This is a genomic window from Thermonema rossianum DSM 10300, from assembly GCF_000426825.1.
Classification (GTDB): Bacteria; Bacteroidota; Bacteroidia; order Cytophagales; family Thermonemataceae; genus Thermonema; species Thermonema rossianum.
The window spans coordinates 99,366-113,154 of record NZ_AUGC01000008.1 but is presented as its reverse complement, the minus strand read 5'-3'; the positions used below and the strand labels follow the sequence as shown (position 1 = coordinate 113,154).

Here is a 13,789-nt window from a genome sequence, read left to right as displayed (position 1 = left end):
AACAATATACTTGGATTGACAAAAACTCACATGCCGGCACTTGCCTGTTGCACCACTACTTTTTTGCCTGCCGCTTCTCCGCTAAGAATTCCATGGGGTTAAAGTGTTCAAAGCCTTTCATTTTTGCTATACTCCGTTCTATGCCGGGCAACGTCAAACCGCCTTTCTGCATACCTATGAGGGTTGCCTGCGCCGGATTGGTATAATAAAAGTGCAAATATTCTATTGCCTCTTCATGGCTTGCTTCCACATACTCTTTTTCCAAAGAGGGGGCGTAAAACAACTTCATGGGCATTTGTACCTTCTCTATACCCACCATCAAGAAGTAGTACGGCGATGTGCCGCTACTTTTGGCTTTCACAATCAAGCCGGGCAAACCACGAAGCTTCCATGGTCCGTAAGGCAAAGGAATATCTTTGGCAAACCAAGCTGTCCACTCCCGTCCACCATAGGTCGTTTTTGCCTTTTGCAACACCAAGCCATTGACTTCTTCCGTTTCTTCAAAAATCTGCCAATCAAGTATCCCTTGTTCAACATATTTCATCTTGCCGTACTTCAACTCCGTATAAACTACCAACCAATTGGGGCGTTGCCATATGCGCTCCCAATTCAAGGGCGTAGCTGTATAATCCGGCGGCTGGGTCACATCTATTACAATGATATCGCCCCGCTGCCTTTGCAAATCCATATTATGAATGATAGAGTCTTCCTTAAAAATCGCAGGGTCAAAGTAAAAAGCGCCTTGGTCACCAATCAGTAAATGCAGGGTATCTATCAGCATCGTCCTCTTTTTTACGGAATCTACTTCGCCCCAAGCACGGTATGCTACGCGCAAGAAAGCTGTCCCTTCCTCTGGCACATCGCCCTGCGCCCGTGTGGCTTGCTCCGCCCCTGCTGCTATCAACAGCCAAACCATCATCAAAAAGTAGCTCTTTTTCATAGCTTTTACCTTTTGTATTACAGAGTTAAGATTGTTTTGGTATCGCGAGAGAGGGCATAATTGCTGCCCTCTCAAATCATTCATTAATCATTGATTAGATCTCCGGGATCCCAACCACCTGCTCCCCAATCATTGCCACTACCCATACCACATATGATGGCTGCTAAGTCACGGGCAACTCCCCGTAAATAAGAACTACTTGCTCCACAAGGCGCCGTACCGCTGAAAAATCCACAGGGCAGGTTAAAAGCAACATACGTGGAACAACTCATTGGTGTTGTATGCTCCTGTAAGTTTTCTGCATCGTCCGTTATTTTTAACGACAAATAGTCATTCATACCTGATTTTGCCGGCAATAATTCAGCATCAAACCCCGGCTTTACCGGCAGGATTTCTGCTTTTGCAAATGCTGCACACAGCAGCAAGGCGAAGAATACAACTAACTTTTTCATAACAAATACAATTTTAAAAGTCCAACCATTTTGTTTTGCAGCCAATGCCTGTGGTACCGGGCAGGCAAAGGGATGCGCTTTTTAGTGATTGCACCGGTGCTGTGTCGACACTACACAATGCTAAAAAAAAAAAAAAGCATGTCAAGTTTTTTGTGTAATTTTTTTTGATTCCAATAAAAAAACACACCTCCCCCATGTCTGCCTATTTTTTGTAACTTTGCGGGCAAATCAGAAGAGATACTTATGCAATACTATCAGCATCTTATAGAAGCCATTGGCAATACGCCTTTGGTAAAACTCAACAAGGTAACGAAGGGGATTCCGGGCACCATCTTGGCGAAGGTCGAGTATTTCAACCCGGGCAACTCCATCAAAGACCGCATAGCCCTGAAGATGATAGAAGACGCCGAAAAAGCCGGCATTTTAAAGCCCGGCGGCACCATCATCGAAGGCACTTCGGGCAATACGGGCATGGGCTTGGCACTGGTGGCCATTGCCAAAGGATATAAGTGTATTTTCACCGTATCCGACAAACAATCACAAGAGAAAATCAATGTGCTGCGGGCATTAGGTGCCGAAGTGGTGGTGTGCCCCACCAACGTGCCGCCCGATGATCCGCGCTCTTACTACTCGGTAGCCAAGAAGCTGAACCGCGAGATTCCGAACTCTTTCTACCCGAACCAATACGACAACCTGTCGAACAAGCAGGCACACTACGAGACCACCGGTCCCGAGATATGGCAACAAACCGAAGGCAAAATCACACACTTTGCTGCCGGCGTGGGCACAGGCGGCACCATCTCGGGCACGGCGCAGTACCTCAAAGAGCAAAACCCCAATGTGTTTGTGCTGGGTATTGACACCTATGGTTCGGTGTTTAAAAAATACCATGAAACGGGCATCTTCGACGAAAACGAAATTTATCCCTACCTCACCGAAGGCATAGGCGAAGACATTCTGCCCAAAAACGTCGATTTTTCGCTGATAGACCGCTTCGTGAAAGTAACCGACAAAGATGCGGCACTGATGACCCGCCGCTTGGCACGCGAAGAAGGCTTGTTTGTGGGCTGGTCGTGCGGGGCTGCCGTGCATGGTGCTTTGGAATATGCCCGCGACCATATGAAAGAAGACGATGTGATGGTGATTATACTGCCCGACCACGGCACCCGCTACCTCAATAAGATATACAACGATGATTGGATGCGTGACCACGGTTTCCTCGAACGCCGCGACTTTGCCACCGCCCGCGACATCATCCGCAGCAAAGGGAACAGCCGCCTGATTACCATCCAAGAAAAGCAAACCGTAGGCGAAGCCGTTGCCCTGATGTTGAAAGAAGGCATTTCGCAGTTGCCCGTAGTGGATGAAAACGGGCATTTCACCGGCAGTCTTAGCGAATCGAAATTGTTGCACAAGCTGATAGAAAATCCCGAGTTGCGTCAAACTGCCATCCGTGAGGTAATGGACCCGCCGTTCAAGTTCGTAGGCATGGACAACACCCTCGACGTGCTTTCTTCCTTGCTCGACAAAGAAAACAAAGCATTGCTGGTGCGTGATGAAAATAACCAAGTGCACATCATCACCCAAGCCGATTTGTTGATGGCATTGGCTAAGTAAAACAAGTGCGTTACCATACATACGATAAAAGGGCTTTCCTCACAGGAAGCCCTTTTGTATTTTGTCACTTCGAGCGTCTCTCTCCTTTTGTCATTTCGATCGTTAGTGAGAAATCTATTTTACTTCTTGTGGCTTGGTTTGATGAGATTTCTCACCTCACTGCGTTCGGTTCGAAATGACAGGGCTGCGCTTACGCTCCGTTCGAAATGACGTGCTGTTTGAGCCTCAAAAGTAAAAGCAATGATGTGCCCGTTTGAAGGCAGGCTTCGAATGCTTTTTTCGAAAGAAGAAGTTGTTTTTTGACTTTTCGAAGCATTCGTTGTATTTTTTGCCGAAAAAAGCACTTTATGTCAAAAGACTACTTCCGGATATGGGTTGACCACCTCGACCGGTTCAATGAGTACATAGGCAGGGGCATCCGATGGACTGCCCTGCTCATGGTGCTGGTCGTCTGTGTCGATGTTACTTTCCGTTATTTGCTCAAGGAAGGCAGTGCCCTTTTCCCCGAGCTTGAATGGCATCTTTTTTCTCTTATGTTTTTGCTGGGCAGCGGCTACGCCCTGCGCCACGACAAGCACGTGCGGGTGGACGTAATTTATGCCCGCCTGTCCGGCAAACAAAAAGCATGGCTCAACCTGTTGGGGCATCTGCTTTTGCTGCTTCCTTTCTGCTTTGTGCTCTTCTATGCCTCCGAGCCTTTTGTGTACCGTGCTTTCGTCATGCAAGAGCAGTCGCCCGATCCGGGCGGGTTGCCCTACCGCTTCATTATCAAATCGGCCATTCCGGCAGCCGCTGTTTTGCTGGGGCTGCAAGGGATTGTAGAAATAGCCAAGTGCGTATATGTGATTCGCTATGGTAGTTATTCTGCCAAGCATTCAAACGATTAAAGTATGAGTTTGGAAATATTTGCGCTGATTTTATTTGTTGCCATACTGGTGGTTTTGTTTCTGGGCTATCCGGTGGCTTTTGCCTTAGGGGGCGTGTCCATCTGGGTGGGCAGCATGGTGATGGGCATTAAGTTTTTCGATTTGTTGCCTCTGCGCATCTATGGCAACATGCAAAATATCGTTCTACTGGCAGTGCCCCTTTTCATCTTTATGGGTTTGATGCTCGAGAAGTCGGGCATTGCCGAACGCATGCTGCAAACGCTTACGCTGTTGATGGGCCGCCTGCGGGGTGGTCTTGCCCTGGCGGTCATTATTGTGGGTATTCTGCTGGCGGCTTCCACAGGTATTGTGGGGGCTACGGTAGTAACCATGGGCTTGCTGAGCCTTCCCACCATGCTCAAACGCCAATACTCCAAGCGTTTGGCTACGGGCGTGATTGTATCGGCAGGTACCTTGGGACAAATCATCCCGCCCAGCATTGTATTGATTCTTTTAGGTAGTGTCATGAATGTGCCCGTAGGCGATATGTTCATGGGGGCAGTCATACCGGGTTTGCTGCTCTCACTTGGCTATGTGGTGTATGTGTTGGTGTATGCCCGGCTTCATCCTCAGCAGGCGCCTGCCGCAAGCAAAGAAGAACTAGCTGCCTTTCGCAGTGGCTCTATGACCAAAGATATATTGCTTAGTTTCTTACTCCCTTTCCTGCTTATATTGGCGGTATTGGGCTCCATCTTTGCGGGCATAGCCACCCCCACCGAAGCCGCCGGCATTGGTGCTTTGGCTGCCTCATTGATGACTGCGGCGCAAGGCAAGCTCTCTATGAAGGTATTGAAAGAAGTGATGAGTGAGACCACCTTCTTGACCTCAATGGTCTTCATGATACTGGTAGGTGCGGCAGCTTTCAGCCTTACCTTCCGGGCATTGCAGGGCGAACGCCTCATCATAGAAGCCATCACGCAAAGCGAGCTTTCGCCTGCCGCCTTCTTCTGGCTGACCATGCTGGGCATATTCATAGCAGGCTTCTTCATCGACTTCATCGAAATCACTTTTATTTTCGTGCCCATTCTTACGCCCCTTTTTCAAAAGTTTGGTTTCGACTTGCTGTGGGTGGGTATTCTCATAGCCATGAACCTGCAGAGTTCGTTTCTCACGCCGCCCTTTGGTTTTTCGCTTTTTTACCTGAAAGGCGTGGCCCCCAAAGAGGTGCGCACAAGCGATATTTACCGGGGCGTTGTTCCTTTCCTTCTGGTACAAGTAGTGGTGCTATTGCTAATTTACCTCTTCCCCGGATTGGTCTTGTGGTTGCCTGATGTGTTGAATAAATAAACCAAAAAATAATGCAGCAAGATATAAACAAGCATATACCGCCCCGTAGAGACTTTCTTAAAAAGAGCCTGCAAACCTTGGCTGCGGGCAGCCTGTTGGGGCTTTCGGCTTGCCGCGACGACCTTAAGCAAGCCGCCGGGCTCGAACAAGCAACGGAAACATACAACGGTGAAACCATCGAATGGATGGCAGCTACCACTTGGCCCCCCAACTTCCCTATCTTGGGTGAAGGCGTGCAGATGCTTGCCCGGCAAATAGAAGTCATGTCGGCAGGGCGCTTAAAAATCAAAGTATATGGCGGTGGAGAGTTGATTCCACCCTTGGAGGTGTTCGATGCCGTAAGCAACGGCAGCATTCAAATAGGGCATGGCGCTGCCTATTACTGGAGCGGCAAAATACCGGCTGCCAACTTCTTTGCGGCTGTCCCCTTTGGCTTCAACGCACAACAAATGAATGCATGGCTCATCAGCGGGGGCGGCTGGCAACTCTGGCAAGAGATTTATGCCCCTTACAATGTGATTCCCTTCCCTGCCGGTAACACGGGCGTGCAGATGGGTGGCTGGTTCAACCGTGAAATCAACACACCGGCCGACCTGAAAGGCTTAAAGATGCGCATTCCGGGCTTGGGGGGCAAAGTGCTGGACCGTATGGGAGGCGCTGCCGTGCAAATAGCGGGCAGTGAAATATACACCAGCCTCGAGCGCGGGGTGATCGATGCCGCCGAGTGGATCGGTCCCTACCATGACTATACCTTGGGCTTTCACAAAATAGCACGCTATTATTACTATCCCGGCTGGCACGAACCGGGGGCTACGCTGGAGCTGCTGGTCAACAAACAAGCTTTTGAATCGCTGCCGCCCAGCTTACAGGAAATCATACGCACTGCTGCTCTGCGTGCCAACCTGTGGATGCTGTCAGAGTTTGAAGCCAAAAATGCCGAGTATTTAGAAAAAATCATTTCGGAAGGCAAGGTGGAAGTGCGTCCCTATCCTGCCGAAGTTTTGCGCGCCTTGCAAAACACCACCGCGCAGCTGTTGGAAGAGCTGGCCGCTCAGGATGCCCCTACCAAAAAAGTATGGGAACATGTACAGGCATTCAAGCAAAAGATGAACCGGTGGAATCAAATTTCTGAATCGGCTATTTTACCTTACCTGCAGGCTTAAAGCCGGGAATGCTTGCGGACCGGCTTCATAAGATAAAAGCGCTTTGCCTTTTTATCGTGTGCTTTTGTTGCCCCCCGGGGCTTTTTCACTCTTTTGAGCCCCGCCCTGTCTTTCCTGTTTCCCTTCTTTGTCATTTCGAGCACAGCGGGAAATTTCTTTTACGTTTTGTGGCGTGGCTTGATGAGTTTGAGATTTCTCGCCTCACTGCGTGAGATGAGAGATGACAAGGCACACTTCATTCCGAAGCGCAAGAAAAAAGAACAGCTTCCGGCATTGATGTTTCCTGCATGCTTTGCCCTGCCCCCCTGCTTTTCATTTTCCCAAAAAAGCAATCTATTTTCTAATAAAAGTGGAAATAAAAATTACTTATTAAACTTTACACTCATACTTTTTGTGAAAACAAAAAATATTAGTATGATTACATACAATATGCTTATTGTACAATTTTAAACCTTAAAAACTATGAAAAGAACAGTACACTTGTTGGCAGGCATCTTATTGATGATTGCCTTTTCTATTTCAGCTTACGCGCAAAAAATACGCGAAGTACAGCTTGTTGAACCCGACAGATTTCAAACTGCCGGCGGGCTTATCGGCGGTGCCGGCGACGTGGGTGCCATCTATTACGGTGCCGTGCCCCCCAACAGCAGCAGCAAACCCGTGCTGGTTTTCATTCACGGATACACCAGCAATGCGCGCGTTTGGTGGGAAGACAACGACATGTACAGCAAAGCCTACAACGACGGCTACCGTACAGCCTTTGTTTCGGTGCACCCCGACAAATCGATGTGGGCTAACGGACAGATGTTTGCCGGCATGCTCAATACCATTGCCAATCATTACGGGGTAAACCGTGTGGTAGTGATTGCACATAGCAAAGGAGGCGTAGATAGTGACGCGGCACTGGTGCATTATGGGGCTTACAACCGTGTGGAGCGGGTCATCACCTTAGGCACCCCGCACTTCGGCACGCCTTTGGCGAACCTTGCCCAAAGCGGTTGGGTATCGTGGTTGTCTTACGTATTTGGGCAAAAAAACGAAGCAACCTATGTGCTGCAAACCGGTTACATGGACTATTTCCGCAGTGTTACCGATCCTCATGTAAATCGTCCGAAAACCAATTTCCGCACTTTTGGTGCATGGGGATATAGCGGCATATTGACCGTATCGGGTTGGTATTTGAACCTGAACGGTGGCAGCAAAAGCAACGGTGGCAACGACGGCGTGGTAAACTACAACAGCACCAAACGTCCCAATTCGGCGGTTATCTTCGGCAAGCTGGACAGCCGTGGCGATGTCAACCACTTTGAAATAGCCGAAGGCAGCAAAATGTGGAACCATATCAAAGGGCAGCTGCCAGGCACACTCAGCCGTGAACAAGCGGCCGAAATGATAGCCGGTGCCTATAACCCCAATGCCGTAGTAGAGAGCCAAGCTCAAATCATAGCCAGCGAAAACGGACAAGCCACCGTTTTGGTGGAGCCCGGTGCACGTGCTCTTAAAATAGAAGTATTCACCGAATCACCGGATGAGGTATGGTTGCTTAACCCGCAAACACAGGAGCGTATCTTACTGCAAACCGAAGCCAATTTGCGCAATGACTTCTTGGGTGATTTTGTACATACTGCCGAAGTCGAGCGTGTCGGAGCTACCGAGTATATTATTCTCAATGCAAGTAAAAGCCGCATGGTGGTGATTGCTGCCACCGAGGGAGGCAGCATCCTGCGTTTCTCTTCCGACCTCAATGCGCAAAAACTCACTTATGAGCGCGGTGAGCCCATGCATTTGCAAGTGCAGGTGAATGGTTATCTGCCAAGCAATGCAGAAGTAAGCGGCACCCTGCTGTATGTAGGCGACTTGGAAGGCAAGCCCGCTGAAGGTGGTGCCGCCTACCGTTTAAGCTTCAAACATGCCGGGAACGGACAGTTCAACACTACCTTCACAGAAGACCTGAAGCCGGGCATCTATGCCATCAATCTGGAAGCGCGCGGCAATCAAATGCAGAAAAATATTGTACACACCATTGCCGTTGTAGAACGCCAAGCCAATGGTTACAACCAAGACACCCAAGATGAGCAGACAGGCTTTGCAGTGTATCCGAACCCCAGCACCACCGGTTACTTTAGTATCGTGCTGGACAAAGCCGAAGCCCCTGCCAACATACGTGTTTATGATATTGCCGGACGCCGCATTGCCGCATGGAGCACCACCACACTACAAACCCAATGGCAAGCGCCTGCCCATCTGCAAAACGGCATTTATTTAATCGAGGTTGAACAAGACGGGCAAAGCCGTACTCAACGCCTTGTACTCAACAGATAAGAACACTTCTCATGGATGTGCCAAAAAGCAGTTCTCCGCCGGAGGACTGCTTTTTTTCATACTCTATGGGCGATAAATAACACCTACACCCAGAACGGGGAAATTACCAAGATTGCGAAATTGCCCGTGATAGTTGATTCCCCAATACAACCGCATGTAGGTAAAAGTATTGCTCAAAGAGCCGTCGTTGCTGCGCCAACGGTAGCCGGCCAACAGATTCATGCAAGGCTCATAAGCTTCTTGCCGGGCGTGCTCTATCCAAAGACTGCCGCGCTTTTCATACCACGGGTAACCATAACGCACACGTAAACTCATGTCCACAGACAACACCCACAAGCCACCATAGCCCCAAAAAGACGATGGCTTCTGCCACTGATATTGGAAGTAAGGTTCGGCACTGCGCCGTGAAGGGGGCACCTTCGAAGTGTCGCTTTCGAGCGGGTCGGCACGATACCATCCTTTGCGTGCATCCCACAGAATGCGCGCCCCCAGCACAAACATATGGTTTTGCTCATCTGCCCGCGGCTGATTAAGCAGAAAAGCCAAATCCATCACCTCATAACTCACATTGATGCGGGTAATGGGCAGCGCATTGCGCAGGCGTTCTATGGTCAATTCGTCGCCCAAATGGGTGCTTTCGTGGAACAAAGGCACCCAGCGAATGCCTATGTTCCGGAAAGGCACGCCGGAAAGCTCAAAAAAGGCATTCCACTCCAACACGCCCACCCGGTAATCGGTATTTAGAATGGGCGACGTGCGCGCTTCCAAGAAGTCGAACCAAACAGAGAAAGAAATAGGGATAGACAAAGCCCACTGCCAGCGTGGGCTCCGGTGCACCGCAAGGGGCAATGCCACGCCCAAAACAGGCTCATTGTAAAGTACAAAGCGACTTTTTTCAGTACGGATATCGTAATCGTCTTTGGCAGGCATAAGGCTAAACCCTATGCGCGTCAGGGGGGCATAGTGGTCGGCGTATGCCGGCAGGTTGAAATCCCTTTTCTTGAAAAAAACGGTTTGGGAAAAGGCGCCCCAAGAGCACAGGCAAAATCCCAAAACAACTATGATGTTGCTCAAACACTTTTTCATGAATGAATGACGTATTTTTCTTTTCTCAACAAGCGAATGCTGTGATAATCTTCAATGTTTTCGAAGAAAACCATACTCCCCATTTTCTACGGTAAGAATACAAAATCATGTTTGTCTATGCTGTATTTCTCAAAAATGCGGTTCCAAGCTTCTTGGTTCATATGCATAATTGGTTATAAGTAGTTCCGATATTTTACCTCTCTTGCTGCCCTTGCTGTTAATGGCACGCCCGGCAGCTACACGAAACAAATGGAAGCCGGCATATAGCTGTTCAAAGAAATGGTCATCGGGATCCATATTTTTGGGGTCAGAGTTCGACAACATAAGCTTGGCTTTCGTTCGGCAGGCTAAATCACGAAAGAAAGCTGCCAGTTCTTTCTGTTGTTCATCGGTAAACTCATGGCCCGTATAAGTGGTAAAATTTGCGGTAGGGCTGAGGGGGCGATAGGGCGGGTCGAAGTAAACCAAAGATGCGTCATTGACCCACGAACGGCATGCCTTGTAATCGGCGTGTCGTATTTCGGCAAGCTGCAGACATTCGGATGCCCGCAAAATCAAAGCCGGATTGCAGATAGCCGGGCGTTTATACTTGCCAAAAGGCACATTGAACTCGCCTTTGGCATTCAAGCGAAACAAGCCGTTGTAACAAGTTTTGTTCAAAAAAATAAACTGGGCAGCCCGTTCTACCTGCTTATCGCTTTTTATATCGCCTGTTGATATAAGATGGCGTTGCTCGTTAAACTTTTTTCGCACTTCCAAAAACAAGGCTTTTCTTTGGGCTTCCGTTTGAGAATCATAAGTTTTTTGATAAAAATCCAAGCGCTCAATCAGTCGCTCTGCCTGCTGTTGCACGACTTGATAAGTAAGAATCAGGTCGGCATTCAGATCGGAAAGGTATGCACTTGATATTTTAAAGCGCTGCACGGTGGCAAAAAACAAAGCGCCTCCGCCCACAAAAGGCTCAATATATCGCTTGATTTCACCTTGATGCAGTTCCTTAGGCAAATATTTTTCCAGCTGGGGCAATAGTTGCGACTTCCCCCCTACCCACTTGATGAAAGGCTTTGCTTGTTGCATGCTTTGTGATGATTTGCCCAAAGTTAATATTTCCCTGCTAATGGCTCGGCAGCAAAAACAAGGGCTGCCCGAAAAGGCAGCCCTGCATATTTAGCTCTTTTTGGCAAGCATTACCAGATTTTCACCCTTTCTTCCGGCTTACGATACATCTTGTCGCCTTCTTTACACCCGAAAGCCTCGTGGAATTCAGGCAGGTTCGACAACGGACCATTCACACGGAAGCGTGCCGGTGAGTGGGGATCAACCAACACCTGTTGCTTGAGGTATTCTTCACGGGCATTGGTGCGCCATACTTGTGCCCAAGAAATAAAGAAACGTTGCTCGGGCGTGAAGCCGTCAATAAGGGGGCGTTCTTTGCCTTCAAGGGCTTTCTGCAGCGCTGTATAGGCAATAGCCAAACCACCCAAATCGGCAATATTTTCGCCAAGAGTCAGGTCGCCGTTGACTTTCACACCGGGCAGCACTTCATAAGAAGAGAACTGTGCCGACAAGGCTTGTGCACGCTCTTTGAAGCGCTCGGCATCTTCGGGCATCCACCAGTCACGCAGGTTGCCCTCCGCATCGTATTGACGCCCCTGGTCGTCGAAGCCGTGGCTCAACTCATGCCCGATGACGGCGCCCATGCCTCCGTAATTCACCGCGTCATCGGCATTGGGGTCAAAGAAAGGTGGTTGTAAAATACCTGCGGGGAACACAATTTCGTTCATGGGCGGATTGTAATAGGCATTGACGGTGGGCGGCGTCATGAACCATTCGGTTTTATCGACGGGCTGCCCCAAGCGCTTCACTTGGCGCTCAAATTCAAAACGGTGTGCATTCTTCACATTTTGCCAATAATTGTTACGCACGATTTCCAAGCCGCTGTAGTCCTTCCACTTATCCGGATAGCCGATCTTGCGCTTGAAGGCTGCCAGTTTTTTCAGTGCTTCTTCTTTGGTTTTTTCGCTCATCCAGTCCAGATCCTTGATGTGCTGCTCATAGGCATACTGTAGGTTGTCTATCATTTCCATCACCTTGGCTTTGGCTTCGGGCGGAAAAGCCTTTTGTACGTAAAGCTGCCCTAAGGCTTCGCCCACGCCGTCATCTACGGTTGCCAGCACACGCTTCCAACGCTCTTTGTTTTGTTTTTGTCCACGCAGTGTTTTGTTATAGAACTCGAAATGCGCCTGCACAAACTCATGATGCCAATAAGGGGCGCCGTTGTTGAGTGCATGGGCTTTTAAGTAGAGCTTCAAGTCTTCAACGGGGGTCTGCTGCCAAAGGCGGGCAACGGCTTTCAGGAAGTTGGGCTGCCCCACAATCACCTCCTTGGCTTGTGCTGCTCCTGCCAAAGTCAGTGCATTTTTAATAGAGAACGGTTTAGCAAGTGCTTCGGCTTCTTCTACACTCATTTTATTGTAGTTTGCAATAGGGTCACGCAGCTCAACACGCGACTTGGATGCTTCCGCCAAAGCTTTTTCTATGCCAAATACGGTCTCGGCTGCTTGCTTGGCAGCTGTCTCATCGCTGCCCGACAGCCGAAAGAGCTTGGTCAAATAGGCTTTGTAAGCTTCGCGTATCTTTTGTTTGTCTTCATCTTCTTTTAAGTAGTAATCGCGGTCGGGCATACCCAGCCCGCCTTGGTAAATGTAGATGGCATATTGCTCACTATTTTTCTCATCGGGCATTACGAAGAGAGAAAGCACGGCGCGGCTGCCATTTTTTTTCTGCTCTATCCACTGCTGCAGCAGTTCTTCTTTACCGGTAGCTGCCTCAATGGCTTGCAGCTCGGCTTGCACCCATTCGGGCGCCGCCTTTTCTATGGTCAGGGAATCCATGCCCGAAGCATAGAAGTCGCCTACGAGCTGTTCGTTGCTGCCTTTGGGGGCATTGGCTTCGGCGGCTTTCTCGGCTATCTCTTTCAAAATCTTCTGATTGCGCTCATACACTTCATTGAAGCTGCCCCAGCGGCTTTCGGTTTCGGGAATGGGGTTTTTCTTTATCCAACCGCCGTTTACATACTGAAAGAAGTCCTCACAAGGCGACACGGTGGTGTCGAAATTGGACAGGTCAATAGGCGGCGCTACTGCTACGGCTGTAGAGTCTGCTTGCTGTTTGTCTTCGTTTTTTTGCTGACAAGCGCCCAGGGCGGCGGTCAGTGCCAGCGCATAATACCATTGTTTCATAGTACTGAAAGATTGTTTTGGTTTAAGCATACAACGTTTTAAAATCCGGATTATTTTACAAAAAAAATCCGGACTGTCCACAGGCAGCCCGGTATTCAAGGGTTCTTGTTCCGGCTATGTTTTAAATAAAGTTGCGCAGACTAAGCACAATTTCGCTGTTTTTTTGGTCTTTCAAAGGCTCTCCTATGGCTTCAAACTCCCAAGCACCATCTACGCTCCGGAACAGCTTAGCCATCACCATGGTGGTAAACCCTGCAAAGCGTTCTTCTTTTTCCAGAAAGAAAGAAGCCAAAGGCTTGGAACCATCGGGCGTCTTTTCGAGAATACGTATTCTCGAAAAAGAAAGCCTTTCGAATGTATCGCCACGATAAGAGTTGATATAAAACATCAGTGTCTGCACTTCCGGGGACAGCCTATCAAGAGCAATGTCTATCACTTCGTTGTCTCTGTCAGAAGTGAAAGTATGCCCTTTCAAGTCATCGCCACTGTGGCGGATAGCCCCGTCATCGGAACGCAATTTGCCAAAATATATCAAATCCAGCAGGCGTTTGTCGGCAGCATATAATGCCACACTGCCGTCCAAATCAATCCCTTTGCCGAACAGGCGCCCCAAAAAACCTTTACCTTTTTCGGCGCCCCAGCAAAGCCCTATCTGCACATGGTTCAGCACCACATCACGCTTCTTGAGAGAGAAACGGCTGCCTTTTTTCAGATTAATACCTCCTCCTTTTTTCTGTAAATCAATGCTCATTGT

At 49.0% G+C, this 13,789-nt stretch carries 11 protein-coding genes; 5 read left to right on the top strand and 6 right to left on the bottom strand.

The genetic code is table 11. From position 1 onward, the window contains the following. Positions 1-55: 55 nt before the first annotated feature. Both K384_RS13355 and K384_RS07025 read right to left on the bottom strand, forming a co-directional pair. A complete protein-coding gene (locus tag K384_RS13355; RefSeq protein ID WP_051633209.1) occupies positions 56-940 on the bottom strand; it encodes a GLPGLI family protein in 885 nt (294 codons plus the stop codon). 83 nt (positions 941-1,023) lie between these two features. Then, positions 1,024-1,392 carry a hypothetical protein gene (locus K384_RS07025; protein ID WP_038030771.1) on the bottom strand — a complete coding sequence of 123 codons (369 nt, stop codon included), beginning with the start codon at positions 1,390-1,392 and terminating at the stop codon, positions 1,024-1,026. Positions 1,393-1,635: 243 nt separating this feature from the next. Here K384_RS07025 and K384_RS07015 point away from each other — a divergent pair, with 243 nt between their 5' ends. The 5 genes from K384_RS07015 (at position 1,636) to K384_RS13350 (ending at position 8,707) form a co-directional block, all read left to right on the top strand. Beyond that, positions 1,636-3,009 carry a cystathionine beta-synthase gene (locus tag K384_RS07015; RefSeq protein WP_038030767.1) on the top strand — a complete coding sequence of 458 codons (1,374 nt, stop codon included), beginning with the start codon at positions 1,636-1,638 and terminating at the stop codon, positions 3,007-3,009. A gap of 347 nt (positions 3,010-3,356) precedes the next feature. Beyond that, positions 3,357-3,896 (top strand): TRAP transporter small permease subunit, encoded by a 540-nt coding sequence (locus tag K384_RS07010; RefSeq protein WP_038030765.1) that lies wholly within the window; start codon positions 3,357-3,359, stop codon positions 3,894-3,896. 3 nt (positions 3,897-3,899) lie between these two features. After that, complete coding sequence (locus tag K384_RS07005) at positions 3,900-5,222, top strand: TRAP transporter large permease (RefSeq protein ID WP_038030763.1); 1,323 nt, start codon at positions 3,900-3,902, stop codon at positions 5,220-5,222. 11 nt (positions 5,223-5,233) lie between these two features. Next, positions 5,234-6,385 (top strand): TRAP transporter substrate-binding protein, encoded by a 1,152-nt coding sequence (locus K384_RS07000; RefSeq protein WP_038030761.1) that lies wholly within the window; start codon positions 5,234-5,236, stop codon positions 6,383-6,385. 462 nt (positions 6,386-6,847) lie between these two features. After that, positions 6,848-8,707, top strand: coding sequence for a T9SS type A sorting domain-containing protein (locus K384_RS13350; protein WP_051633208.1), 1,860 nt, complete (start codon positions 6,848-6,850; stop codon positions 8,705-8,707). A 63-nt stretch (positions 8,708-8,770) separates the two neighbouring features. Here K384_RS13350 and K384_RS06990 read toward each other — a convergent pair whose 3' ends face one another. The 4 genes from K384_RS06990 to K384_RS06975 form a co-directional block, all read right to left on the bottom strand. Next, on the bottom strand, positions 8,771-9,793 hold the full coding sequence (locus K384_RS06990) for a DUF1207 domain-containing protein (RefSeq protein ID WP_038030759.1): 1,023 nt from the start codon (positions 9,791-9,793) through the stop codon (positions 8,771-8,773). Between the two features lie 129 nt (positions 9,794-9,922). Next, positions 9,923-10,870, bottom strand: a complete 948-nt coding sequence (locus K384_RS06985) for a DNA adenine methylase (protein ID WP_038030756.1) — start codon at positions 10,868-10,870, stop codon at positions 9,923-9,925. Between the two features lie 110 nt (positions 10,871-10,980). Continuing rightward, positions 10,981-13,035, bottom strand: a complete 2,055-nt coding sequence (locus K384_RS06980) for a M13 family metallopeptidase (RefSeq protein WP_038030754.1) — start codon at positions 13,033-13,035, stop codon at positions 10,981-10,983. Between the two features lie 121 nt (positions 13,036-13,156). Further along, positions 13,157-13,786: a TerD family protein gene (locus K384_RS06975; protein ID WP_038030752.1), complete on the bottom strand. Its 630-nt coding sequence runs from the start codon at positions 13,784-13,786 to the stop codon at positions 13,157-13,159. Positions 13,787-13,789 lie beyond the last annotated feature (3 nt).